The organism is Streptacidiphilus jeojiensis, from assembly GCF_042510965.1.
GTDB lineage: Bacteria > Actinomycetota > Actinomycetes > Streptomycetales > Streptomycetaceae > Streptacidiphilus > Streptacidiphilus jeojiensis.
This window is the reverse complement of sequence record NZ_JBEUKS010000017.1, coordinates 155,275-180,008: the sequence shown is the minus strand read 5'-3', so window position 1 is coordinate 180,008 and position 24,734 is coordinate 155,275. Positions and strand designations below refer to the sequence as shown.

Here is a 24,734-nt window from a genome sequence, read left to right as displayed (position 1 = left end):
CCGCGGCGGCCCGGCCGGCCGCCGCGGCACGGGCCGGCCCGCCCCTGACCTGGCCGCGCCGGCCCGGCCCGCACCCGACCGGCCCGCACCGCTCGCCCGGGCCGGTCCCCGGTAGCTGGATCCCGGCGGCAGCGAGGCGATGCCCCGGGCGTCGAGGGCGTCGGCGAACCGGACGGCCGAGCGGATCCCGGCCCGGGAGTCCGCCGCCCTCCGGGCGCTGACGGCGCGTCGGGCGCTGTCGGCCCTGGCGATGTCCTCGCGGCCGGGCCGGGCGTGGGTGTCGGTGAAGCAGAGCAGCACGCTGCGGACCATCGCGGCCCCGGCCGGGGTGCCGGCCAGGCGCCGCAGCTGGCGTCTCCGGAAACCCGCCTCGGCCAGCCGGCGCCGCTGGCGGTACGTCAGCCCGGCCAGCTCCTCGGCAAGTTGCCCCGGCTCCGTGCGGCCGTCCGCATCGGTCGGTCCCATCTGCCCCCCACCCGCTCCACCCGCCCCCTGTTGGGTGCGGCGGCACGCTAACACGCGGACACCCGGATACGGCAGGACGCCCCGTCCTGCCGCACCTGGGCAGCGGGACGGGGCGTCCTTTCGGGTCGGTCGGCCGGTCAGGGCTTCACGGTGAGCACCGCGGTTCCGCTGCTCGCGGCGAACAGCTGGTTGCCGGCGAAGGCCGCGGTGACCGTGTAGGGGCCCTTGGCAGCGCTGAGCCGGCCGGGGGCGACGGTGCAGACCCCGCCGACACCGGGCAGCAGCACCCCGGTGCAGGGGACGGCGGTACCGGAGGCGTCCAGCACGGTGACCGTCACCCGTCCGCCGAGCAGCAGCGACAGGGCCGTGCTCGCGGGCGAGACCGAGACCTCCACCACGGCGCCCTGGCCCTTGCCGACGGTGGCGGGCCGCAGCGTCACCGTGGTCGTGGTCGCCGTCGGGCCGACCTTCTGGACCAGCGAACCGCTGCTCGCCGTGTAGAAGGCGGAGCCGGAGTAGGAGGCGGTGAGGGTGTAACTGCCGGGCAGGCCCAGGTCCTTGCTGTCCACGGTGCACCGGGCGGTGCCGCCGGTCAGGGCGACCGGGCCGGCGCCGGCGGCGCCGACGGAGCAGCGCAGGGCGCGGCTGCGGCCGCCCGAGGTGACGGCGAAGGAGACCGTGCCGCCCGGAACCGCGGTGCCGGGGTCGGTGGCGGCGACCTGGGCGGTGAGGGTGGTGCTGCTGCCGTAGGGGACCGGGTTCGCGGTGCTGCTCAGCGTGGTGCCGGCGGCCAGCGGGGTGCCGGGGCTGTAGCTGAACACCTGGCCCAGGCTCTTCTGCAGGTCGGCGGGCAGGCCGGTCTTGGAGGTCCGCCCGTCGCCGTACCAGGCGGTGTCGCCGTCGTCCTGCAGCAGCCGGACCGGGGCCCCGGCGGTCAGCGGGTCCGGGACGTCGACGATGGTCTCCCAGGAGCCGTGGTCGGCGCCGGCGGGCTCCTGCGGCAGGGTGAGGCCGGTGGACAGCGGCGGGTCGGCGGGCTTGCCGTCCCAGCTGTAGAGCACGAAGGGGCTGTTGGTGCCGTCGGCGGTGCCCGCGATGATCAGGTACTGCCCGTCGGCGTTCCGGCGGATGTCGCGGATGCCCAGTCCGCCCAGGTTCATCAGGATCGGCGCGCCGAAGGTGGCGTGCACCCCGGTGGCGGACGGGTCGGTCAGCCGGTCCATGTCGGTGACCGGCACCAACAGCGCCAGGTGGCGGTCGGTGGTCGGCTCCAGCGGGGCGCGGAAGGTCAGGTAGGCGGTGCTGGTGCTGCCGGGGGCGAACTCCATGCCCTCCACGTTCAGGGCGTCGTCCTCGTGGCCGCCGATCCCGCTCTGCACCGACTGGGCCAGCCCCAGGTAGTCGGCGCCCAGGCCGTGTCCGTTCGCCTGGTCCCAGGCGACCAGGTCGCTCTGCAGTCCGGTGTAGCCGCCGACGTAGCTCAGCTGGGTGTCGGCGCCGGATCCGGTGATGGTGGTGGCGAAGACGGTGCTGCGCGAGGCCTGGACGGCGCCGCTGCTGCTGTTGCTCATCGAGCCGCCCCAGTAGACCGTGTCGCCCACCCGGGCGGCCGACTCCAGGTCCGCCTCGGCGGTGCCGGCCGGCAGCTGCGAGGTGAAGTCGAAGGTCCGCACCGGCGGGCCCGACCGGGTCTCGTCGTACAGCCGCAGCACATTGCTCTCGTCGTCGGCCACGATCATGTAGCCGCCGCCGACGTCGACGGCGGCGGAGGCGTTGCCCGCGCCGCTGTAGTAGCGCTGGCCGGCGTCGCCGGGATCGGCACCGTCGTTGAGATCGCTGGAGACCCCGTACTGGACCTGGGTGGTGGCGCTGCTGCCGTCCGGGGCGGTGGCGGTGAGGGTGATGGTGGCGTAGCCGGTGGCGGCCGGGGTGACGGTGAGGGTGCGGTCGGCGCCGTCCCCGGTCACGGTGAGGCCGGCGGCGGGGGCGACGGTCTCGTTCGAGGAGACCGCGGTGACCTTGATCTGGTCCGGGGTGACCGCCGGGTCCGAGTCGCCGACGGTGACGTCCAGGCCGGGGTCGGTCGGGTCGCCCAGCGCCGCGGCCAGTCCGCTGTGCGCGGTGGTCACGGTGGGCACCACGGCGGGCGGCCTGGTGCCGCCGCCGGTGCCGGTGACGGTCCCGGGGGCGAAGGCCACACCGCGGAAGGTCTCGCCGGCGGGGGCGCTCGCCAGCACGGTGGCGCTGCCGCTCAGGGTGCCGCCGGTGCCGCTGGCGTCGGTGATCCCGTAGAGCGTGCCGGCGGTGCCGGACGAGCCGCTGCTGGTCGCGTAGAGGCTGACGGTGCCGTTGTCGTCATTGGCCGTCAGGCCGGTGACGGACGGGACCGCGACCGAGCCCTGCTGCACCCAGGCGCCGCTGACCAGCCCGTACTTGACCACCGCGCCGACGGAGTTGTCGGCGACGTAGAGGGTGTCGGGGCTGCTGCCGGTGCCCAGCGTCAGCAGCGAGTAGCTGTACGGTCCTGACGGCGAGGAGGTGAACGGCAGGTTGGTGACCGCCTGGGTGCCGGTGGTCGGCAGGCCGGTGCCGACGGTGGCCACCGTCACCGACGCCTTCGAGGGGTCGGCCGAGGTGTAGAGCTTCCCGTCGGCGATGGCCAGCTGGCGCACGTTCTTGTAGGTGCCGGCCACCAGCGAGGTGGAGGTCGACGCGCCCAGCGCGGCGTAGCGCACCCCGCCCGCCGCGCCGCCGACCCAGAACTCCTGGCCGTCGTCGCTGACCGCGCTGCGGGGGTTGTTGCCGTCGGAGAAGTCGGTGAGTGCGGTGCTGCTGTCGACGGTGCCCGCGGCGTCGACCGTGGCCACGGTGCGGGGCACGGTGGCGGCGGCCGAGGAGGACAGCCCGGTGGCGCCGACGGCGGCGTCGTAGCCGGTGGCGACCAGGTAGCGGCTGTCGGCGGAGAGGGTCAGCCCGCCCTCGGAGCTCGCGGAGCCGCTGGCCACGATCGGCTTGCCGCTGCTCCCGGCCACCGCGGTGGTGGGCAGTGCCACCGACCGGACCAGCGAGCCGGCCGGGGAGTACTCGTCGAGGAAGACGGCCGAGCCCGCACCGGACAGGGTCGACGTGCCGTCACCGACCCGGTAGACCACCACGTCCCCGGCGGCGAAGCCGGAACCGGCGTCGGATCCGGTGTCGGCCGCCGCGGCCCCGGTGCCGAGCACCGCGGACGTCCCGGCCAGCACGGCCAGGGCCGCTGCGGCGGCTATCGCGCTTCTCATGCCGCGCATCACTCTCTTCTCTTCCTGCGTTCGCCTGCGACTCGTCGACCGTCGACCCGGTGGACCGGGCACACCGTAGGGAGCGCGGACGAACCCCGGCCGTCGCGACGGCGACGGCCGGGTGAACGCCGCCGGGGAGTTCCGCCGGATCGGCTCGGCCGAACGGGGGATCGTCCTGCGGTGGGAGCCCATGATGCCGTTTTTGTTGGTTTATATGACGATCTGAATGTTGACGATCCCCCTATGGAGCAGCTGAACGGGTCCATACCCGTCGACCCGGCCGACCCCCTGCTGTCCGGGGCGGCGGCACTGTCCGAACCGTTGGCCGCGCTGCTGCCGGTCGGTGGGCGGACGCCGCTGCGGCTCGCCGCCGGCCTGCTGCAGACCGCCAGGCCCCGTCAGTGGATCAAGAACGTGCTGGTGGTGGCCGCCCCGGTCGCGGCCGGGGATCTCTTCGCGCACCGGGTCCCGCTGCGGCTTGCGGTGACCTTCCTGGTCTTCACCTGCGCCTCGGCCGCGGTCTACCTGGTCAACGATGCCAAGGACGTGCACGCGGACCGGGCGCACCCGGTCAAGCGCAACCGTCCGGTCGCCTCCGGGCTGGTCCCGGTCCGGCTCGCCTACACCACCGGCCTGCTGCTCGCGGCGACGGCCGTGACGGCCGCGCTGCTGCTCTGCAACACGGCCACCGCCGGGGTGGTGGTCGGCTACCTGGTGCTGCAGATCGCCTACTGCACCTCGCTGAAGCACATGCTGCTGGTTGACCTGGCCGTGGTCGCCGCCGGGTTCCTGCTGCGGGCCATGGTCGGCGGCCTGGCCGTCGGGCTGCCGCTGTCGCGCTGGTTCCTGATCACGGCCGGATTCGGCGCCCTGTTCATGGTGTCCGCCAAGCGCTACTCGGAACTGGTGCTGATGCGCGACCACGGCGGCCGCAGCCGCGCCCTGCTGGACGCCTACAGCGACACCTACCTCCGCTTCGTCTGGCAGCTCGCCGGAGCCGTGACCGTGCTCAGCTACTGCCTGTGGGCGCTGGGCACCGCCGACCCGGCGGGGGCCGGCGCGGCCGGGCTGCTGCCCTGGCGCCAGCTCTCCATCGTCCCCTTCGTGCTCGGGGTGATGCGCTACGCCGTCTTCGCCGACCGCGGCACGGCCGGGGCCCCGGAGGACATCCTGCTGAGGGACCGTCCGCTGCAGTTCATTGCCGTGGCCTGGCTCGCCGTCTACAGCCTGGCGGTCTGGAACCTCTGAGCGCCCGGTCCGTCAGCCCCGTCCGTCAGCCCCGGCGCAGCCGCTGCGGCAGCCAGGCCAGCTGGGCGGCCTGCTGGAACGGGCCGCCGCCCTCGTGGCCGTTGAAGTGGTAGACCTCGATCGCCTTGTCCGGGTTCGCGTAGGCGTTGAACGCGGCGAAGACCGTCGACGGCGGGCAGACGTCGTCCTCCAGCGCGGTGGAGAACAGCGCGGGCGCCTCGGCGCGCGCGGCGAAGTGCACGCCGTCGAAGTAGCCGAGGGTCTGCCGGGCCAGCCCGATCCGGTCGCGGTGGGTCTTCAGGTAGCTGCCGACCTCGCGGTAGGGGTTGCTGTCGGTCAGCGTCAGCGCGCGCGGGAAGTCGCAGAGGAAGGGGACGTCCGGAGCGACCGCCACCAGGTCCGGCACCAGCCCGCCGACGGCGATGGTGATCCCGCCGCCCTGGCTGACCCCGGTGACCGCGGTGCGCGAGGCGTCGGCGAGCGGGTGCGAGCGGGCCGCCTCGACGGCGCGCACCCCGTCGGTGAAGACCCGGCGGTAGTAGTAGTCGTGCGGGTCCTCGATGCCCCTGGTCATGAAGCCGGGGTAGGCCGGCGTGCTGCCGACCGGGTCGGGGGTGTCGCCGGTGGCCCAGCCGCTGCCCTGGCCGCGGGTGTCCATGACGAAGTGGGCGAAGCCGGCCGAGGCCCACAGCAGATGGCTGTGCGCCTGTCCGCGTCCGCCGCCGTACCCGATGAACTCGACCACCAGCGGCAGCGGTTCGGTGGTCCCGGCCGGGAGCACGAACCACCCCTTCACCGGCTGGCCGCCGAAGCCGGCGAAGGTCACGTCGTAGACCTCCACCGTGGCCAGCCCGGTCTGCACCGGCTCGAAGCGCGCGTCGAGGTCGTGCGTGCGGGTCTCGGCCAGGGTCTTGGACCAGAACTGGTCGAAGTCGGCGGGTTCGACCGCAGCACTGCGGTAGCTGTGGAGCTCGTCCAGGGGCAGGTCGAACAGGGCCATGGTCAGTCGTCCTTCGTCAGCGCCGCTTGATCGGATGATCACCCCACAGAACACCATCGGCGCCGGGGAATTCCACCCCTGGACCCCGGTGAACCGATCTGACGGGCCGTTAGGCCATTGGACCCCTTCCCTGCTCCGTCCGTTGGAATCCCCGTGCGAAACCGATTTGTGGTGATCGGTCCGGGATACCCCTTCGTCCACGATGGACGACATCCCCGCGGCCGCCGACCGGTGTCCGCGCTGCCGTCCAGTTCAGTTCCGGAGGAATGCATGAACCTCATTCGCAGCGCAGGAACGGGCATGGCCGTCCTCGCACTCGCTTTCGGTGCGGCCACCCCGGTCTACGCCGCGGCCGCCCCCGCCGTGTCCCACGTGGCCGGTGTCGTCGCCGACGGTCCGTCCGCCGGCGACTCCGGCCCCTGGGCCGCGCCGCGCCACCACCGTCACCACCACGGCTGGAGCCGTGACGACCGTGACGGCCGCGGCCACCGCTGGGGCCACCGCTGGGGCCGCGCGCACGGTCCGGTCGGCGCGGGCGGCGGCGCCATGGCGAGCTCGGTCGCCTCGCTGACGCAGCACATCGGTGGCTGACAGCCCCACCTCCGCTCGTGGCCGCCACCGGATCCCGGTGGCGGCCACCAGCGCGCTCATGGTCGCAGCGGCACTGTCCCTGCTGAGCGGGTGCGGGCACGACGCGGCGCCCGCGCACGCCCTGCCCGTCGCGCCCGCCACCGCCCGGCCCACGCCGGCCGCCACGGCCCCCGCCGTCTCCGCGGCGCAGCGGCTCTCCGCGGACGGCCTGACCGAGTCCGTCCCGCAGCGGGTCCAGATCCCCTCCATCCGCCTGGACGCACCGCTGGCCGAGATGGGCCAGGGCGCCGACGGCTCGATCGACACCCCGCCCTTCTCCCAGCCGGGCACCGCAGGCTGGTACGGCGGGTCCGTCACACCGGGCGAGGTGGGCACCTCGCTGATCGTCGGCCATGTGGACACGCACCGCGGACCCGCGGTCTTCTACCTGCTCAGCGCGCTCCGGAAAGGGGACACCGTCCAGGTCGCCCGGTCCGACCACAGCACGGCGGTGTTCAGCATCGACTCGATCCAGGTGATCCCGCGGACCGGCTTCGACGACCAGAAGGTCTACGCCGACGCCGACCGGCCCGAACTGCGCCTGATCACCTGCGGCGGAACCTTCAGCCGCAAGCAGCCGGAGTACTCCAGCAACGTCGTGGTGTTCGCGCACCTCACCGGGGTGCACCGGACCGCCGGGCAGTGACCCGGCCGGTCCTGCGGCGGCAATGAGAACAGGGGGCCGGCTCGAAGCGCCGGACCCTTGTTCCGCAGTCTGTGCGCCGCCAGGGACTCGAACCCCGGACCCGCTGATTAAGAGTCAGCTGCTCTAACCAACTGAGCTAGCGGCGCCTGCTGACGTGGAAGACGATACATGACCGCGGCCCCGAATGCGGAATCGGATACCCGGACGGCGCCCGGCGCCCGACCGTTGAACCGCTGTTGATCGGGGACCGCGACGATGGGCCCGGCCGTGGCCCCTTTCGTCACGGCCCGTCCCAGTACTGCCGTTCCTCCTCCGCAGAGAGCAGCGCCCGATGCCGACCCTCATGACGCCGATGGATCCGCACGCGGATCCGCTCAGAGCAGCCGATCAGGTGGCCCTCCACTGGCTGGGGGACAGCGGCGAGGCCGAGCTGTACACCTTCGACGGACTGGAGGACCAGGTCCGGCGGGCGGCCGCGGTGTTCCGGGCGGCCGGGGTGGGGGAGGGCGACGCGGTGCTGGTGTTCCTGCCCGCGATGCCCGAGGCGGTGATCGCGACGCTGGCCTGCGAGCGGTTGCGGGCACGGGTGGTGATCGGGTCCGAGGCCGAGGACGGGGCGGTGACGCAGTCCACCGTGGCCGGCCCCGGTGCGACCGCCGCGCTGCGGGAGCTGATCCGGGTGGAGCGCCCCCAGGTCGTGGTGACCGCGGACGCGGTCCTGCTGAACGGCCGGCTCCAGTCGCCGAAGGCCGCGGTCGACCGGGCGCTGCGCGGCACCGGCACGGACGGCACCGTTGGCTCGGTGCTGGTGGTGCAGCGCAACGCCTACCCGGTGGGATGGACCCCGGGCCGGGACCGGTGGTGGCATCAGGCGCTGGCGGGCAGCGTGTCCAGGAGGTTCCGGACGCCGATGGCCTCGGTCACCTCCAGTTCCTCGAAGAGCCGCTGAGCCTCCGTCAGGCACCCCCGTCCGCGCGCGCTCTGCCCCAGCGCCACCAGCGCCCGGCCCAGTGCCTCCTGGGCCAGCCCCTGGCAGTAGCGGGCGCTGACCTGGCGGCCCAGCTCCAGCGCCTGCTCGGCGCAGCGGACCGCCTCCGCGGCAGCGTTCATGGCCAGGTAGCAGGAGGAGAGCCGGGCCAGGGCGCAGCCCTCGGTCGAGTAGCGCTCCTGGCGGCGCAGCATCTCCACGGCCTCGATCAGCCGGGTGCTCGCCTCGCCGTACTGCCCGTTGCCGAGCAGGACGGTGCCCAGCTGGTACAGCGCGTCGGCCAGGCAGCTGGGGTGCTCGGCGGCCCGGGCGGTGCGGACCGCCTCCCGTGCCGCGTCCAGGGCCTGTCCGGGCCTGCCGCCGGTGAGGTGGGCCCGGGCGATGTTGCCCAGCAGCCGGGCCTCGTCGGCCTGGTGGCCCAGTCCGCGGCAGAGGTCCCGGGCCAGTTCCAGATAGGGCAGCGCCTCCTCCGAGCGGCCGGCGGCGTTCAGCACCACGGCCAGCTCGGCCGCCACCGTGTAGTGGATCTCGGGGTGGTCCTCCAGCCCGCCCCTGGCGGGGTCCAGGCACTCCAGCGACCGGCGCAGCGAGGCCTCGGCGGGTGCGCCGTCCCCGGAGAGCCCGTGCAGCATGCCGACCAGGTAGTGCAGCCGTGCCTCGCCGCGCGCGTCCCGGCGCTCGGGGAAGCCGTCGGTCCGCCGGGCCACCGACAGGGCCTGGGCCAGCACCGCGTGGAAGTCCTCGGCGTGCGGGGTGGGGGCGCCCACCCACATCCAGCCGAGCAGCAGGTCCACCACCGCCGGCAGGGACTCCTCCGGGGCCTGCCGCAGCGACTGGCCCAGGACCGCGAGCAGCAGCGCGCGCTGGGCCCGCAGCCAGTCGCGGGCCTCGTCGGGGTCGGTGAGCGGCTCGCCGGCGCCGACCGTGCGGTGCAGGCTCCAGCTGAGCAGGTCGTCGCCCTCCAGCGTCCGCGAGGCGTTGCGGACGCAGGCCAGCAGGTGGTCCAGCAGTAGCAGCAGGCTGCGGCGGCGGACCGGCTCCGGGTCGGTCTCCTCCGCCCGGCGGCGGGCGAAGAGCCGCAGCAGGTCGTGGTAGCGGTAGCGCCCGGGTTCCTCGCTCTCCAGCAGCCCGGCGTCCACCAGCGACTCGGCCAGCGACTCGGCCTCGGCGACCGGCAGGCCGAGCAGGGCCGCCGCGTCGGAGGTCGAGCAGTCGGCGCCGTCCGGGAGCGAGAGCAGCCGGAAGGCGCGGGCCTGGTCCTCGCTCAGCTGCAGGTAGCCGAGTTGGAAGGTGGCCTCCACGGCCAGGTCGCCGACCTGCAGCTCGTCCAGCCGGCGGCGCTGGTCGGCGAGGCGGCGCGCCAGTGAGGCGACCGTCCAGGAGGGGCGGACCGCGAGCCGGGAGGCGACGATCCGCACCGCGAGCGGCAGCAGCGAGCAGGCGCCGACGACCTCCCGCACCGCGGCCGGCTCGGCGGCCACCCGGGCGGCCCCGGCCACCGCGGCGAACAGCTCGACGGCCTCCTCCTCCTGGAACACGTCGATGTCCACCAGCCGCACCCCGGGCAGCCCGGCGGGCCGGCCGCGTCCGGTCATCAGCACGGTGCTGCTGCCGGTGCTCGGCAGCAGCGGCCGGATCTGGGTGGAGTCGCGGACGTTGTCCAGCAGCACCAGCACCCGGCGGTCGGCCAGCAGCGAGCGGTACAGCGCGGTCCGCCGCTCCACCGTGTCGGGCAGCTGGGCCGGGGGTATGCCCAGCACCTCCAGGAACTCGGCCAGCGCCGCGGCCGGGTCCACCGGGTTCGAGCCGGCGCCGCGCAGGTCCAGGTAGAGCTGCCCGTCCGGGAATGAGCCGCGGACCTCGTGCGCGCAGTGCACGGCCAGCGTGGTCTTGCCGACCCCGCCGATACCGGCCAGTGCGCAGATCGCCACGGCCTGACCCGGCGAGCGGTGCAGTGCGTCGACGATCTCCTCGACGAGCTTGGTGCGTCCGCTGAAGTCCGGTATGTCGGGCGGGAGCTGGGCCGGGACGGTGGCCGGGGCGGAGCCGCCGCCGGGGCCGCCGTCGGCCGACGCGGCGCCGGCCGTCGTCGGCCTGGTCGCCGGGGTCAACTCGGGGTCGGCCGCCAGGATCCGACGCTGGAGCACCGCCAGTTCGGGGCCGGGTTCCACGCCGAGCTCGTCGATCAGCAGCCGGCGGGTGTCCGCGTGCACACCGAGCGCCTCGGACTGCCGGCCGCTGCGGTAGAGCGCAAGCATCAGCAGGGCCCGCAGCCGCTCCCGCAGCGGGAACTCGGCGGTGAGCGGCCCCAGTGCGGCGATCACCTGGTTGGTGTTGCCCAGCTCCAGGTCCAGGCCGATCCGGGACTCGACGGCGGAGAGCCAGAGTTCGCCCAGCCGGCGCCGCTGGCCCTCGGCGTAGCCGCCCGGCACTCCGGAGAGCGCGCCGCCGCGCCACAGCGCCAGGGCCTCGGTGAGCAGGTCCACCGCCCGCTGCGGCTCCCCGGCCGCGGCCGAGCGGTCGCTGTCGGACAGCAGCCGTTCGAAGGTGTGCAGATCGAGGCAGTCCGGGTCGATCCGCAGGGTGTAGCCGTCCCCGGTGGAGAGCAGGACCTGCGCCGGTGTCCGGCTGGCCCGGTCGGGTTCGAGTTCGGTGCGGAGCCGGGAGATGTAGGTGCGCACCGTCCCGATGGCGCGCGGGGGCGGCTCGCTGCCCCAGATGCCGTCCACCAACTCGTCGATGGAGACGCTGTGACCGTGGTTCAGCAGCAGCCTGACCAGGACGGCCATCTGCTGCGGCGACCCCAGCCGCAGCGCCCGGTCCCCGAGTTGCCCACGGACCTCGCCGAGCACCCGGAACCTCAATCCGGTTTCCATCCCGTTCGTTCCGCTGCGCATCCGTTTTCTCCCCAGAGCGCTGGAAATTGCCCGTACACCAGTCGGGACGGTAGCACTGACGCACGGAAGGCTCCGACTCTTCCGACGTACCCGATCCTCCGGGGCGTTGAACGAACGTTGATCCGAGCGGGGCATGATGAGAGCCCACATCAACTCGATGCCTCACCGCTTCACCGCATCACGAGGAGCAGCATGACCACGCCGCAGAACGACGCAACGGAGTCCGACTCGACCGCCACGGGGGAGGCCGAGTCGACTTCGGCGGAAGTGGTTGTCGAGGAGTTGACGTCGGACGACACAGCGTCGGCCGAGGGGACCGACGCTGTGGTCGACCCGGATCGGGTGCGCAGCCAGGAATAGGTGCCGCATCCGCGATGCCACGTCTCGGGGGGGACGCGGAATCGGGGGACGGGGGAGGGGCTCATCACTGGGGAGTGATGGGCCCCTGGTCCGTTTCCGGGGCCGTCCCTGCGACTCGTGTGCGGGCCGTCCCGTTCACGCGGTCGGCAGGTGCGAGACGGTCATCCTGACCACGGTCTGCGCGGCGCCGTCGGTGGACGCGGCGGCGGTCCCGGCGGGCTCGGACGGCTCGGACGGTTCGGCGCACGGGAGTTCCACCGGCTCCGACGGGGCGGCCGGTGCGGAGCCGCCGCGGGCGGCGCGGACGCAGGCCCAGAGCAGCACGGAGGCCCCGGGCAGCCAGGGCTCACGGGTGTCCGGGGCGACGATCCAGCGGTTGGGGCCCTCCGGGGCGTCCGCCATCCGCTGGACCGGGGGCACGGTGATGGCGTCGCCGGCGCCGTGGCAGAGCACCGGCGGGACGCCGCGGGCCCACTCCTCCCAGACCAGCAGGGTGCGCAGCCGCTGGGCCGCGCCGACCTCGGCGAAGACCAGGATCCGGCCGCGGTGGGTGGCCACCGGACCGCAGCCCGGCCCCGACTCCCACAACTCGTCGAGCACCCGGCGGCCGAACAGGCCGGGCAGGTTCACCACGTCGAAGGTCCGCCCGCAGGGCAGCACGGTCGGCGCCCAGGGGCGCGACTCCCACAGCGCCCGCATGCTGCGCGGGTACTCGCTGGCCGAAGCCAGCCAGGCCTCCCCGGCCACGGTGACGTACTCGATCGACTCATGCGTCCACATATCCACCGTTCCATTGGTACGGGGGCCGGACGCGGAGCAGGACGGGAAGTGGGGAACGCCGGACAGAAGGAGCGGATACGGCGTATTCTCCCGGGCATATGCCAGCGGGGCCGCAGCGGGGAGCACCCCGGCGGTCAGCCGATGCGGCGCTGCCGCAGCAGCCCGCGGCCGTGCTCGACCATCTTCGCCGCGTAGTCCGGGGTCCAGTCGGCGCGGGCGGCGATCTCCTCGAAGGTCAGGCTGTCGAAGCGGCGGGTGTCGGCGAGCTGGGCCGCCGCCATCGCCTGGAAGTCGCTGGCCCGTTCCGCGGCGGCGCGGAACGCCACGGTCAACTCGGTGGAACGGCTCAGCAGTTCCCGCGGGTCCTCGATGTCGTCGAGGTCGAAGAAGTGCTCCTGCTCCGGCTCCGCGAGGCCGGGCTCGAAGAGCAGCGGGGCGGGGCGGAGCCTCCGCTGCGGCGAGCGGTCGGCGGGGGAGTCGGGCATGGGGGGCACCTCCGTGCTGGGTCAGGTGGAAGGCTGTGCCACGAGCCATTGTGCGTGCAGGCAGCCGGCGAGGGAACAGGGCCTTCCGTTCCGGTATTCCCGGATCTCCCCGGGTGTTCCCGCAGGTCGGGTCGGTGCGCCGGTCGGTGGTCGAGCCGGCACTCCCGGTGTTCAGCCGGGCACGCGGTGCTCGCTCAGGTGCTCGAGGACGGCGTGGTTGGCGGTCCATCCGTCCGGGAACTTCACCGTGACGCCCAGCTGGACCGGCTCGGTCGAGGGGTGCTCGTCCAGCAGCTCGGCGATTCCGGCCCGGGCAACGACGATACAGGCGTGCCGGTGCCGGGAGGCAAGTACGCACAGCCGGCCGGTCTCCAGATGGAAGGCGGTCGCGTCGGGCCGCCCGGAGAGCGGGTGCAGCACCACGGTGACGTCGTACTCGCGGCCCTGCAGCCGGTTGGCGGTGTCCACGGTGACCGCCGCGGCGCCGTCCACCGGGACGCCCAGCGCCACCAGCGCGGCCCGGACCGCGGCGGCCTGGTCGCGGTGGGCGGTGCCGACCGCGATCCGGTCGGCGGTCAGCGGGGCGCTGCCGCGCTCGGACACCGCCGTCCCGGTGCGGTCCAGCAGCCGCCGCACCACGGTGGCGACCGCGCGTACGGCCTCCGGATCGGTGCGCACGGTGTGCCGGGCCGGCAGTTCCAGCAGGCCCCAGCCGGACTCGGCCGCGATGTCGATGACCCGGTCGGCGGCCGAGCCGTCGCCCGGGGCGGCCAGGGTCAGCCTGCGGTCGCCGGGCCCGGTCCCGGAGCGGAACGGGGCGTAGGGGTAGAAGGCGGCCGACACCAGCGGCGCCGCCGAGGCCGGCAGCCGCCAGGACACCGGCAGCCGGTGCGGCACGATCCTCGGGTTGTGCGCGAGCAGGGTCATCACCGCACTGCTGGACGGGTCGTAGCTGAGCCCCGCCCACTGGTCGGTGCCGACGATGGAGAACGGGTCCAGCTGGCCCGGGTCGCCGACGAACAGGGCCCGCTCGAACAGCCTGGCCACGGCCAGCAGCGCGTCGGAGCGCATCTGGTAGGCCTCGTCGACGATGGCGTGCCGCCAGGGGTCGACGTCCTTGACCCACTGCCACTTGGCGGCGGTGGACACCACCACCGAGCACTCCAGCAGGTCGGCCGGCTTGGTGGAGGCGGACACGGCCGGGTGCCGCAGCGCCTCGGGCGCGGGCGCGGCGTCGCTGCCGTGCAGCCGTCCGACGGTGAGCCCGGGGTCGGCCGTGGCCAGCCGGTCCACCAGGTCGTCCACCTGGCTGTTGGTCTGCGCGACGATCATCAGTCGTTCGCCGGCGCCGACCAGCTCCCGGGCGGCCCGGACCACCAGCGTGGACTTGCCGGCCCCGGGCGGGGAGTCGACCACGGTGCCGCGCTCGGTGCCGTGCAGGGCGGCGTCGAGGATGGCGGCGACGGCGCGGTCCGCCTCGGCGCCGGGGTCCGCGCCGGGGCCGGTTCCTGGGTCGCCACCGGGCGGGCGGGAGAGCGGAGGCACAGGTCAGGCCCCTTCTTCGTCGGCGGGCGCGGTCGGGAGGTCCGGCTGGGCGGTGGCCGTGCGGGTGACCGGAGGGCCGCCGTGGGTCCAGGGGGTGTCCTCGGGTTCGGGCAGCGGCGCGGACTGGCGGGCCGTCAACTCGAAGAGGGTGAAGCACACCTGCTCGCCCGGCTCGGGGAGGCTCCCCGGCTCGGGCTCCTTCCGGCGGCCCATGCCGTTCAGCAGCCGCACCGTGACCAGCCCGGCCGCCGGGTCCGCGGACACCAGCTCGGCCTTCTGCGCGGTGGGGCCGCCCGCCCGGTACAGCTCGCGCCCCGGGTCCCCGTGCGGACGGTCCGGGGTGCGGACCGTGACCAGCGGCCGCGGCTTGGGGCTGCGCCCGGTCTCGTCGTACGCCGCCTCGACGGCGACCACCCGTCCGGCCAGGGCCTCGCCGGCGAGCCGGTGCTCGGCCATGGCCAGCGGGTCGTCCAGGGCCTCCTGGATGTCCAGCCGGGTCTGCTCGCGCTCGCGCTGGGCCAGCTTGCGGGCGGCGGTCACCGCGTCGTCGCGTACCGGCTGCGGGGGCTCGCCGGCCGCGATCCGGTCCCGGTGCGAGGTGTAGGACCAGCGGTCGCCCTCCCAGCGCTCCGGCAGGTGCGCGGCGGCGGGCAGCGCCCGGAGCAGGTCCAGGCCCTGCCACAGCCGGTCCCAGGTCGGTCGCAGCACTGCCTCCAGCAGTGCGGCGATCTCCGCCTCGCGGGCCCGCGCGGCCACGGCGTCGTCCAGCTTGCGGGCGGCGTCGTAGCGGGTGATCGCCGGGGCCAGCAGGCCGCTGTCGAAGCGCGGGTCGGTGGTCGGCCCGGCCGGCGGGCACAGCAGCTGGCCGTGGCCGTCCCGGGCGGTCTCCGCCAGCAGCGCGGCCTCGGCGCCGGTGAGGCCGGCGGGCGGGTCGATCCAGGCCAGCAGTGCGCCCAGGTGCTGGTCCTCCAGCCGGCTCTGCCCGGTGGCCCAGTGCCGGCCCAGCAGGTCGGTCATGGCGAGCAGCAGCGAGGAGCCGGGGACCTGGGCCCGGTCCCGCAGGTGGGTCAGCCAGCGGCCCAGCAGCGGGACCCGGGCCGGCACCGGGTAGGGGCCCGGGTCGACCCCCTCGTCGAGCGCGGTCTCGGCGCTGCGGCGGAAGCGGGTGGAGCGGCCCAGCAGCCCCAGGAACTCCACCGCGGCCGGGCCGGGAACCAGCAGCTGCGGGGCGTCGGTGCACAGTTCGCGCACCTGCTCGGTCTTCTCCCCGGTCGCCGGGTCCTTGACCTCCCTGGTCAGCAGGTCGACCTCGGTGCCGAACCCCTCCAGCCAGGGCAGCAGCTCGGCGGCGAGGTCCGCGAGCAGGGCGAACCGGCGGTCCCGGTCCAGTGGTTGCGGGAGCGTCAGCAGCACCGGTGAATCCCGGTCCTGACCGAGCATCACCGCCAGCGGCGCCCCGGCCTCACCGGCGGCGGCCAGCGGCACCAGGACCATCGGCCGGTCGGCGAGGTGCCGGTGCCGTACCGTCGCCAGCGGCACGGCCCGACCGTCGCGGACCGCCTCCATCCGGGCCAGGGTGGAGAGCAGGCTCATCCGGCACCGCCCACGGAGGCAGCGGCCTGCAGCGCAGCGGCCTGCAGCGCCTCGGCGCGCAGTGCGGCAGCGCGGGCGAGCCGCAGGGCGGACTCGGCGTCGCCGTCGTCGGGGGTGTCGGCGAGGGTGTCGGAGGGGGTGCTGGTGGCGGTGTCGGCGTGAGTTCCGCTGGGTGCGGTGACTGCGGCTGCGGCTGCGGCCAGGGCCTGCTCGACGGTGTGGAAGCTGCCCAGTTCGCCGCGCACCCCGCGGCCCAGGGTCTCCACCGATCCGGCGCAGCGGGCCTCGGCCCGGCAGTGGAAGCCCAGTTCGCAGGCGGAGAGGCAGTCCGGGGAGTACACCGCCTGCAACGCGCCCACGGCGGCGGCCAGTTGCCCGTCGGAGCGGTCCCGGCCGAAGCCGGTGCCGGTCGGGAGGACGTCCAGCAGCTGCTCGACCCGGGTCAGCCGGTCCAGCTGGCGCCGGGTGACCGCCATCGGCTTGCGGACGTCGACCGCGGCGGCGGTCGGCTGGTTGCCGAAGTCCTTGGGGCAGACCAGCAGCGCCGTACTGTCGGGGGCGCCGGCCAGGCCCTCGGGCTCCCGGTAGGGGTCGCGCACCGGCTCGACGCCGGCCAGCGCGGCCGCGGTCTCCCGCAGCGCGAGCACGTACACCGCCGCCTGCCGGGCCGCCGCGCCCACCTTGGCGGCATCGGCTCCGCCGTCCAGGATCGGGAAGGACTTGATCTCCACCACGGTCCAGCGGCCGTCGGGGCGGACCACCACCAGGTCAGGTTCCAGATGCGCGGTCGAACCGGCGACCTCCAGCCGCAGCAGCGGCTGGTCCAGCACCGTCCACACGCCGGGCCGGGCCGCGGCAGCGGCCAGCGCGACCCGGGCGCTGGCGACCCGTCCGGCCGGCAGTCCGGGGTCGTCGACCAGCTCGGCGAAGACCACCGGAGCGCTGTCCTCGGGCAGCCGCAGCTGCTCCCTGAGCAGGTCCAGCAGCACGGTGCAGCCGTCGGCCTTGACCCGGCGCTCGAAGCCCAGGCCACGGCTGATCGCGAACGGCGACTGACCGAACGGCGCCGGGTTCCCGAGCCGGGTCGCCAGATCGGTCTTGTCCACCCCGGCGGCGTCCAGCACCGCCCGCCGGCCGCACCCGGGATTGGCCGCCAGCGCGGCCAGTGCGCGGGCGTCCAGACTGCGTTGCGGCGCGTCGCCGCGGAGGCCGGCGAGCCGGCGTTCCAACGGACTCGGGGACAGCCTCGGCGACTGCGGGGGCTCCGGTGCCGGACGCCCGGGGATGAAGTCGTTCATGGTGCGGATCAGTCTTGCACCCACGACTGACAAGGGGAGCGCCGTACGGGTCAGTGCAGCGCCGGAGTTCGTCGTTCGACGGGTGCGGCGGGTATGCCGGAGGCGACGGCGGTGCCGGGTGCGGTGGATGTGCTGGCTGTGCTGGATGCGGTCTGACGGGACGTCGGGACCTGCTGGTAGTCGGGAACCGGGTGGCGGACCGGCAGATGGATCGGCAGGTGGACGATGTGGGTGCGGGATCCCGAGGTCCCCCGGAGCCGGTCGGTGAGCCGCAGTGCCGGGCCGGTGAGCAGCGCGCCCACGCCCAGCAGTACCGCGCCGGCCACGCAGTCCAGCAGGTAGTGGTTGCCGGTGCCCATCACCACCATGGTGATCACCAGCGGGTAGAGCAGCCCCAGGGTCCGCACCGTGCGGTCCCGCGCCAGCCGGAACAGCAGCAGCCCGCACCACAGCGACCAGCCCACGTGCAGGCTGGGCATCGCCGCGAACTCGTTGGTCATCGACCCGAGCCCCTTGGGCGCGCTCGCCGCCCCGCTCCACCAGCCGAGGTTGGCGTGCTGGGCCATGGTGTCGGTGAAGCCGTAGGAGGAGGGCATCAGCCGCGGCGGGGCCGCCGGGAACAGGATGAAGCCGACCAGGGCCAGCACCGTGGTGATCCCCAGCCAGGTCCTGGCGCGGCGGTACTGGTCGCGGTGGTGCCGCCAGAGCCACACCAGCACCGCCGGGGTGACCAGGTAGTGCAGCGTCGCATAGGCGTAGTCGGCGGGTACGCCGAGCCACTGCTGGCTGCTGAAGGTGCTGTTCAGCCAGCGTTCCGGGTCGAGGTGGAGCCACTGCTCCACGTCGATCAGACTCCGCGCGTCCTGTACGGCTTCGCCGAAGCCGCCGCTGACCAGCAGCCGGCTGCCGTCGTAGACCAGGTAGATCGCGGCTACCAGCAGCAGTTCCAGCTGCCAGTGCCCCGGTCGCCTCCTGAGAAGGGTGCGTGCCATGACCACTCCGGACGTTCGAGCGAAAGCGTACGCTCTACCGTACGCTGTACGTTAGGGAGAAATCATCTCCGGGTCACATCTGGTTCTCACCTGGGCCCTGTAATCTCCGACACAGCGCCCTCCCAGGGCCCAGACAGCCCCCCGTCCCCGCAGCGTCCGGAAGGCCATGTCGCAGTCAGTGCCCCGCCGTCGTGCCCCTCGCAATTCCCTCAGCGCGGAGCTGATCGTCGACCGTGCCCTCGCGCTGCTGGACCAGAAGGGCATCGAGGCCTTCTCCATGCGTGCCCTGGCCGAGGAGCTCGGGGTCGGCACCATGGCGCTGTACACCTACTTCCGCGGCAAGGAGGAGCTGTTCCGGGCCGCCCGGGACCGGGTGCTCGGCACCTACCAGCCGCCCTGCACCAGCGGCAGCTGGGACGAGCAGCTGCGCGCCCTCTGCCTCTCCATGTACGAACTGTTCACGGGCCGCCCCTCGGTGCTGCAACTGCTGGCCGAGGGCAAGGCCGAGGGCGACTTCGCCGACGCCGCCTCGGTCACCATGGAGCAGGTCGTCAAGCTGCTCTGCGGGTCCGGCCTGGACCGCCAGGCGGCGGCCCGCGCCGCCGGGACGCTCATCGGCTTCACCATCGGCTCGGCCCTGCGCCAGGTGCGCGAATGCGATGAGGAGGGGCAGATGACGGCCAAGGCCGAGCTGCTGCGGCGGCGCTTCGCCGCCCTGTCGCCGGAACGCCACCCCGCGCTCACCGACCTGGCCCCCGAACTCACCGTCGCCCGCGAGGACGGCGAGGGTCAGTACACCTTCGGCCTCGGCCTGATCCTGTGCGGCCTGCGGGAGCTCGCCGGCTCGGACTGCGCGGCGCCGCAGTCCTGATCCGGTCGTGGATCAGGGATCATGGACGGGTACACCAGCACTGCCATCCAAGGGAGACCCCTGTGCCCTCGCGCATCCTTCTGGTCCGACACGGCGAGACCGAGTGGTCCGCCGGCGGTCGGCACACCGGGCGGACCGACATCCCGCTCACCGAGGAGGGTCGCGAGATGGCCCGCCGCCTCGGCGACCGGCTGAAGCGCGAGCCCTGGGGCGGCCTCCCGGCCGCCGAGATCCGCACCAGCCCGCTCCGGCGCGCCCGGGAGACCTGTGAGCTGGCCGGCTTCGGCGACCGCGCCCTGGACACCCCCGACCTGCTGGAGTGGGACTACGGGCGGTACGAGGGCATGACCGGACCCGCGATCCGGGCCGAGGACCACCCGGGCTGGCTGATCTGGCGCGACGGCGTCCCGGACGGGGAGACGCTGGAGCAGGTCGCGGCCCGCGCCGACGCCTTCATCGCCTGGACGGCCGAGCATGGCGGCGTGCCCGACCCCGACACCACGGTGATGCACAGCGCCGACAACGACGTGCTGGTCTTCGCGCACGGTCATTTCCTGCGCATCCTCGCCGCCCGCTGGCTGGGCCTCCCGGCCACCCACGGCCAGCGGCTCAAGCTGGGGCCGGCCACCCTCTCCATCCTCACCTGGGAGTACGGCGCCAGAGCCGTCGAGCTCTGGAACGACGGCTCGCACCTGCACTGAGCCGACGCGCCGGCGAACCGTCGCACCGGCGAACCAGCAGCAGCCGAACGGTGGGTGACGTCCCGTCAGCTCGCCATGGAGACGTCGTAGCGGCTGATGAACTCCGCCACCTCCGGTACCGCCCGGTGCGGACGCAGCCGGGACGCCGTGTCGGCGACCATGGACCTGATCCGGGTGGAGTGCACCTCGCCCAACAGCGCCACCACCTGGCCGCCGCTGGTCGCGGCGGCGGCCAGCTCGCCCCGTCCCAGCTGGTCGTGCGCCAACTCGGCGGTGTAGAGCGCCCTGTTGCGGACGAAGTGGGGCTGCTGGAGCTCTATGGCGCTGCGGGCGCAGCCCTCGGCCCGTTCCCACTCGCCCAGCGCCGACCAGCACTGCGCCTCCAGGCCCGCCAGTTCGGCCTCGCCGTAGAAGGACATCCACTCGGGATCCGCCTCGGCCGGGCCGGCGGCGTACAGCCGCTGGGCCTGCTGCAGCGAGCGCACACAGGCGCCCCGGTCCTGGAGCTGGGCCCAGGCTCCGGCCTCGCGCATGGCCAGCAGTGAGCACAGCCGCTGGGAGCCGAGCTTCAGGGCCACCTGGTGCGCGGCCTGGGCGGCCCGGACCGCTTCGCGGGGGCGGCCGGCGTCCCGGGCCAGGAAGGCGCTGTTGCAGAACGCATGCGCCTCCAGCGCCGGGTCGTCGGCCATCCGCGCGGTGGCCAGGGCCTCGGCGTAGAAGGAACGGGCATCGGCGAGCCGCCCCGAGTCATGGGCGAGCCAGCCGACCGAGATCGCCAGCTCCCCGGCGCCGGACTGCAGCCGCTGCTCCACCCCCCGGCCGTAGGAGCCGCAGTTGAGCAGTTGGTAGGCGGTCCGCAGGACCCGTCCGGCGCGGTCGAAGAGTGCGTCCCCGCCCTGGACGTCGTCGAGCAGCCGGATCTCCCTGACGGCCGCCTCGACCCGGCGGGCGTCGGCCGCGCCGACCTTGCGGCCCGGGGCCACGGTCCCCGGGGCTGCGGCAGCCGCCGGTAAGGGTTGGTCCAGGCCCAGCACCGCGGCCATGGTGACCGGGGCGCCGGACAGGAACGTGCGTCGGTGCACGTCGTCGTTCTCCTCGTGGTTCTGGTCCGTGGTCTCCCGCATGCCGCCTGCGCGCCGGGCTTCGGCGCGCGGGGCGAAACCCAGGTCCTCCAGGGAGGAGCCGGGGAACATATGCAGGAAGACCCTCTCGTACGCGTAGTTGGGGCGTCTGATGGCACCCGACTCGACCCGTCCCACATAGCGCGCGTCGCAGGAGACGTGCTCGCCGATCTCCCGCCCGGCCCGCCGTACGGCGGTGGCGAACTCGCCCGCCGAGCGGTCCCCGCGCAGTGCTCGCATCGCCTGGTTCACAGTGAGTGCTGCGGTGTGGTTGGTGAGGGTGTTGGTCATGTCGGCCCCCTTGCTCTCAGACGCCACGACAGTACCCTCTGCAATGATTCGAACACTCAGGGTTTCTGGACAAACCGGGCATGCGCCGGAAAGATGCCATGAAATGCCATGCTCTGCCAGGCATGACAACCGTGGCCCCGGTGCCCCCTGATGCGTTGTGCTTGGCAGTAACCGCCGACACCACTCAACGGCGAGCGGTCAATGATGGAGGCGTCCATGTTCGCAGCGGAGTTCCCTTCGGACCCGTTCCCTGCGGCTCTGCCCACTCCCTCCTGCGATCTGGTGAGGGTTCCGGAGCGGCAGGGGCTGGAGACCGTCGACATCCTGCGGTTGCGCGGGGCCTGCGGCCCGGTGCTGCTGGAGGACGCCGACGCGACCCTCTCCTTCCTGGTCCCGGCCGGCGCGGTCGACACCTGGCAACTGCCCGGCGGCTCCTGCACCGAGGCGCTGGCGCCGGAGGACGACGGCGCCTGGCTGCTGCCGCCCTCCCCGGAGCGCGCGCTCACCGACCCGGCGCAGCTGTGCGCAGCCCTCGGCGAGGCCGCCCGGACGCTGGCCGCCTCCGGCTCCGGCGCGGCCGCCGCGGACGGGGCCTGACCAGCGGATCCGTCGCTGCCCTGACACTCGGCTGCCCGCATACTTGGCAGGTGGCCAGGAAGCAGCAGCACCCCACCCCCAAGAAGTCCGTACCGCAGGACACGGCCGAACAGGTCGCCTCGGGCCGGGCCGAGCTGGTCCCGGACCGGGACCGGCCGAACGCCTGGACCCTGCTGCTGGACGGCACGCCCCAGTCCCATGTGGACCTGGACGACCCGACCCGGCTGTCCTTCGAGTACCAGCGCCGCTTCGGCCACCTGGTGGACCTCGCCGCGCCGCCCCGGCAGCCGATCACCGTGCTGCACCTGGGCGGTGGGGCGCTGACCCTGGCCCGCTACGTCGCCGCCACCCGGCCGCGGTCCCGGCAGCAGGTCGCCGAGATCGACACCGCGCTCACCGAGTTCGTCCGGCGAACCCTCCCGCTGGACCGGGGCTGGCAGCTCCGGGTCCGCGGCGGTGACGCCAGGGAGATCCTGGCCCGCGCCCCCGAGGCCCAGGCCGACCTGGTGGTGGCGGACGTCTTCAGCGGTGCCCGGACCCCGGCGCACTGCGCCTCGGTGGAGTTCGCCGGGCTGGCGGCGCGGGCCCTGCGGCCGGAGGGGCGCTACGCCGTCAACGTCACCGACGGCGGCCGGCTGGACTTCGTCCGGGGCCAGGTGGCGACCCTGCGTGCGGCCTTCGCCGAGGTGGCGCTGATCGCCGACCCGGTGGTGCTGCGCGGTCGCCGGTTCGGCAACCTGGTCCTGGTCGCCGCCCAGCAGCCGTTGCCGCTGGAGCAGTTGACCCGGTTGATCGCCACCGACCAGCACCCGGGACGCATGGAGCACGGCCCCGGCCTGACGGACTTCCAGGCGGGGGCCGTGCCGGTCGCCGATGCCGGCGCGGGCCCCTCACCCGCGCCGCCACCGGGCGCTTTCACTTCTTGATCGACCTTTTCGGAGGGAGGACCGGGGTCAGGAGACCTGGGTCAGGAGACCGGGGTCAGGTGCAGGATCAGGTACTCGTAGGCCTGGCTGTTGGGCGACGGGTTGATGTAGGGGTTGTCGGAGGTCGGCCAGCCGGTGAAGTTGGCGGAGCTGTACTCGTACCAGGCGGCGCCGTAGAGCACCGGCACGGCCGGGACGTCGTCGGAGAAGATCTGCTGCAGCGTGTCCAGCGCGGTCTTCTGCGCGTCCGGCGTGGTGGCGTTCTGGTAAGCGGCGATCGCGGTGCTGGCCTTCGCGCTGGTGTAGCGGCCGAAGTCACCGGCCGCGGTCTTGCCGACGTCGGCCGTGGTGCTCGGGTCCAGGATGAACTGCAGCCGCTGGAAGGCGGTGACGCCCTGACCCCAGTGCAGGGCGGCGTCGTACTTCCCGGTGGTGATCGCGGCGTTCCAGGTGTCGTAGGTGAACGCGCCGTTGTCGTTGATGTCGAAGCCCTGCGCGTTCAGGCCCTTGACCATCGCCTGGGCGTCGCACCAGTAGTCGCTGAAGGAGTTGGGGTCGATGATGGTGAACTTGATCGTCTTGCCGTTCTTGGTCCACTTCCCGCCGACCTTGGCGTAGCCGTCGGCGGTGAGCAGCGAGGTGACCTTGGCCGTGTCGGCGTTGGCCTTGAGGTCGTTGGTCGTGGCCGAGGAGACCGAGGCCTGGTCCGGGCCGGTGGCGATCAGGCCGCCGGAGGAGGTGGCCGGGTTCTCGTAGTTGGTCTCGCACTGGGCGGCCAGCGACTGCCGGTCCACCGCGGCGCTGATCGCCTTGCGGACGGCCACGTCGGCCAGGGCCGGGGCGGTGCTGCTCTTCTGGTTGAGCAGCAGCGAGACCGTGTTCCCGGCCGGGAAGTACGGCGCGGTGTTCTGGAACAGGTGGTTGTTGGCCGGGTCCTTGGCGACGAAGACGGTCTGCACGTTGTTGATGTCGTTGCCGGCCAGGTCGATCTGGCCGGAGGCCAGGGCGATGGTCGCGGCGTCGTTGGTGGCGTAGGCCGGGAAGGAGATCTCCTGGACCTTGGGCGCACCGCCCCAGTAGCTGGGGTTGGCCTTGAAGGTGACGTTCTGCGAGCTGAACTTGTCCACCAGGTAGGGGCCGGTGCCGATGGCCTGTGCCGAGGTGATCTGCGCGGTCGCCGGGTTGCTGATGCTGGACCACAGGTGCTGCGGCACGATGACCTGGTTGCCGATGGCGACGAAGTTCGACGCCTGCGGCGTGGAGAAGTTCATCACCAGGGTGTTCGGGTCGGGCGTGGTCATGCTGGTGGTGGCGGGCACGCCGCCGGTGTTGGCGGCCGCGGTCTTCTGCAGCAGCTCGAAGGTGAACTTCACGTCGGCCGAGCTGAAGGCCTGGCCGTCGCTCCACTTGACTCCGGACTGGAGCTGGATGGTGAGCGTCTTGTTGCCGTTGGACCAGGCGTAGCTCTTGCCGAGCCACGGGATCGGCGCCTGGTCGGACTTGAGGCTGTTGAACATGAACAGCGGCTCGTAGGTCAGCGAGACGGCGTTCTCGTTGGCGCCGAAGGCGTTGCCGTCGAACGGGTTGAAGTCCTCGTCGAAGGAGGGGACCGGCTTGTCCTCGATGACCAGGGTCTTGGCCTTGGACGAGCCCGAGCTGCCGGAAGCGCTGCTGCTGCTCCCGCTATTGGACGTGGCGCCGGAGCTGGTGCAGGCGGTGAGGCCCAGGCCCACGACTGCCACCAGGGCCAGGCCCTTGATGGTGGTGTTGCGACTCATTGCGTACGCTCCTTGTGTCCGGCCGACGAGGTATCGGCCAGTGGTGAGCGGCCATGACGGTCTCCGTCATGGCGTGACGGGTCTTGATTGGGTGGTTCCGAACGAGATCGCGTGCCTTGCTGCTGTTGCCTGGTGCTGCGCTGCGGGCGGTTGCCCCGGACGAGTTGCACCTCGTCCGGGAGCGGGCCCGACGGCGCCGGGGCGGAAGGCGGGCCCCGGCGCCGGCCGGGTCTGGCTGGGT

20 protein-coding genes, 1 tRNA gene and 1 pseudogene are annotated in these 24,734 nt (G+C 73.5%); 9 read left to right on the top strand and 13 right to left on the bottom strand.

The features are described from left to right. Both ABUW04_RS35280 and ABUW04_RS35275 read right to left on the bottom strand, forming a co-directional pair. A pseudogene (locus ABUW04_RS35280) lies at positions 1–465 on the bottom strand (hypothetical protein); the annotation flags it as partial. Between the two features lie 137 nt (positions 466–602). After that, the gene (locus ABUW04_RS35275; RefSeq protein WP_380568485.1) at positions 603–3,755 is read right to left on the bottom strand and encodes an Ig-like domain repeat protein; all 3,153 of its coding nucleotides are present in this window, start codon (positions 3,753–3,755) and stop codon (positions 603–605) included. Positions 3,756–3,989: 234 nt separating this feature from the next. Between ABUW04_RS35275 and ABUW04_RS35270 the strand changes: the two genes are divergently transcribed. After that, positions 3,990–4,994: a decaprenyl-phosphate phosphoribosyltransferase gene (locus tag ABUW04_RS35270; RefSeq protein ID WP_380568484.1), complete on the top strand. Its 1,005-nt coding sequence runs from the start codon at positions 3,990–3,992 to the stop codon at positions 4,992–4,994. 25 nt (positions 4,995–5,019) lie between these two features. Here the strand turns inward: ABUW04_RS35270 and ABUW04_RS35265 are convergent, their stop codons facing one another. Further along, on the bottom strand, positions 5,020–5,994 hold the full coding sequence (locus ABUW04_RS35265) for an acetylxylan esterase (RefSeq protein ID WP_030250204.1): 975 nt from the start codon (positions 5,992–5,994) through the stop codon (positions 5,020–5,022). A gap of 300 nt (positions 5,995–6,294) precedes the next feature. Between ABUW04_RS35265 and ABUW04_RS35260 the strand changes: the two genes are divergently transcribed. Next, on the top strand, positions 6,295–6,585 hold the full coding sequence (locus tag ABUW04_RS35260) for a hypothetical protein (RefSeq protein WP_030250207.1): 291 nt from the start codon (positions 6,295–6,297) through the stop codon (positions 6,583–6,585). Next, the gene (locus ABUW04_RS35255; protein WP_380568483.1) at positions 6,578–7,270 is read left to right on the top strand and encodes a class F sortase; all 693 of its coding nucleotides are present in this window, start codon (positions 6,578–6,580) and stop codon (positions 7,268–7,270) included. The genes ABUW04_RS35260 and ABUW04_RS35255 overlap by 8 nt, the downstream gene beginning before the upstream one ends. Before the next feature lie 72 nt (positions 7,271–7,342). On the opposite strand, the gene ABUW04_RS35250 is transcribed toward ABUW04_RS35255, so the two are convergent. Then, positions 7,343–7,416 (bottom strand) — tRNA-Lys (locus ABUW04_RS35250). A gap of 185 nt (positions 7,417–7,601) precedes the next feature. Between ABUW04_RS35250 and ABUW04_RS35245 the strand changes: the two genes are divergently transcribed. After that, positions 7,602–8,219: an AMP-binding protein gene (locus ABUW04_RS35245; protein WP_380568482.1), complete on the top strand. Its 618-nt coding sequence runs from the start codon at positions 7,602–7,604 to the stop codon at positions 8,217–8,219. Here ABUW04_RS35245 and ABUW04_RS35240 read toward each other — a convergent pair. Further along, positions 8,138–11,155 (bottom strand): AfsR/SARP family transcriptional regulator, encoded by a 3,018-nt coding sequence (locus ABUW04_RS35240; RefSeq protein ID WP_380568481.1) that lies wholly within the window; start codon positions 11,153–11,155, stop codon positions 8,138–8,140. The genes ABUW04_RS35245 and ABUW04_RS35240 overlap by 82 nt on opposite strands. Before the next feature lie 192 nt (positions 11,156–11,347). Here ABUW04_RS35240 and ABUW04_RS35235 point away from each other — a divergent pair, with 192 nt between their 5' ends. Beyond that, on the top strand, positions 11,348–11,515 hold the full coding sequence (locus ABUW04_RS35235; protein ID WP_157623618.1) for a hypothetical protein: 168 nt from the start codon (positions 11,348–11,350) through the stop codon (positions 11,513–11,515). A gap of 135 nt (positions 11,516–11,650) precedes the next feature. Here the strand turns inward: ABUW04_RS35235 and ABUW04_RS35230 are convergent, their stop codons facing one another. The 6 genes from ABUW04_RS35230 to ABUW04_RS35205 all read right to left on the bottom strand — a co-directional run bounded on the left by ABUW04_RS35230 (position 11,651) and on the right by ABUW04_RS35205 (position 18,208). After that, positions 11,651–12,295 (bottom strand): bifunctional DNA primase/polymerase, encoded by a 645-nt coding sequence (locus ABUW04_RS35230; protein ID WP_380568480.1) that lies wholly within the window; start codon positions 12,293–12,295, stop codon positions 11,651–11,653. Between the two features lie 134 nt (positions 12,296–12,429). After that, the gene (locus ABUW04_RS35225; protein WP_030250222.1) at positions 12,430–12,780 is read right to left on the bottom strand and encodes a hypothetical protein; all 351 of its coding nucleotides are present in this window, start codon (positions 12,778–12,780) and stop codon (positions 12,430–12,432) included. A gap of 171 nt (positions 12,781–12,951) precedes the next feature. Next, on the bottom strand, positions 12,952–14,325 hold the full coding sequence (locus tag ABUW04_RS35220) for an AAA family ATPase (RefSeq protein ID WP_380568479.1): 1,374 nt from the start codon (positions 14,323–14,325) through the stop codon (positions 12,952–12,954). Positions 14,326–14,328: 3 nt separating this feature from the next. Next, positions 14,329–15,918 carry a hypothetical protein gene (locus ABUW04_RS35215; RefSeq protein WP_380568478.1) on the bottom strand — a complete coding sequence of 530 codons (1,590 nt, stop codon included), beginning with the start codon at positions 15,916–15,918 and terminating at the stop codon, positions 14,329–14,331. Beyond that, positions 15,915–17,216: a hypothetical protein gene (locus ABUW04_RS35210; protein WP_380568477.1), complete on the bottom strand. Its 1,302-nt coding sequence runs from the start codon at positions 17,214–17,216 to the stop codon at positions 15,915–15,917. Before ABUW04_RS35210 ends, ABUW04_RS35215 begins: the two co-directional genes overlap by 4 nt. Before the next feature lie 50 nt (positions 17,217–17,266). After that, the gene (locus tag ABUW04_RS35205; protein WP_380568475.1) at positions 17,267–18,208 is read right to left on the bottom strand and encodes a phosphatase PAP2 family protein; all 942 of its coding nucleotides are present in this window, start codon (positions 18,206–18,208) and stop codon (positions 17,267–17,269) included. Positions 18,209–18,374: 166 nt separating this feature from the next. On the opposite strand from ABUW04_RS35205, the gene ABUW04_RS35200 reads away from it, so the two are divergent. Together ABUW04_RS35200 and ABUW04_RS35195 are read left to right on the top strand one after the other, a co-directional pair. Continuing rightward, positions 18,375–19,079, top strand: coding sequence for a TetR/AcrR family transcriptional regulator (locus tag ABUW04_RS35200; RefSeq protein ID WP_051724914.1), 705 nt, complete (start codon positions 18,375–18,377; stop codon positions 19,077–19,079). 62 nt (positions 19,080–19,141) lie between these two features. Then, positions 19,142–19,780 (top strand): histidine phosphatase family protein, encoded by a 639-nt coding sequence (locus tag ABUW04_RS35195; protein ID WP_030250236.1) that lies wholly within the window; start codon positions 19,142–19,144, stop codon positions 19,778–19,780. A 65-nt stretch (positions 19,781–19,845) separates the two neighbouring features. Here ABUW04_RS35195 and ABUW04_RS35190 read toward each other — a convergent pair whose 3' ends face one another. Then, positions 19,846–21,192, bottom strand: coding sequence for a tetratricopeptide repeat protein (locus tag ABUW04_RS35190; RefSeq protein WP_380568474.1), 1,347 nt, complete (start codon positions 21,190–21,192; stop codon positions 19,846–19,848). Positions 21,193–21,408: 216 nt separating this feature from the next. Here ABUW04_RS35190 and ABUW04_RS35185 point away from each other — a divergent pair, with 216 nt between their 5' ends. Both ABUW04_RS35185 and ABUW04_RS35180 read left to right on the top strand, forming a co-directional pair. After that, complete coding sequence (locus tag ABUW04_RS35185; protein WP_051724915.1) at positions 21,409–21,789, top strand: hypothetical protein; 381 nt, start codon at positions 21,409–21,411, stop codon at positions 21,787–21,789. A 134-nt stretch (positions 21,790–21,923) separates the two neighbouring features. After that, complete coding sequence (locus ABUW04_RS35180; RefSeq protein WP_380520835.1) at positions 21,924–22,715, top strand: spermidine synthase; 792 nt, start codon at positions 21,924–21,926, stop codon at positions 22,713–22,715. Between the two features lie 41 nt (positions 22,716–22,756). Here the strand turns inward: ABUW04_RS35180 and ABUW04_RS35175 are convergent, their stop codons facing one another. Further along, positions 22,757–24,493, bottom strand: coding sequence for an ABC transporter substrate-binding protein (locus ABUW04_RS35175; RefSeq protein ID WP_030250244.1), 1,737 nt, complete (start codon positions 24,491–24,493; stop codon positions 22,757–22,759). Between the last annotated feature and the right edge of the window lie 241 nt (positions 24,494–24,734).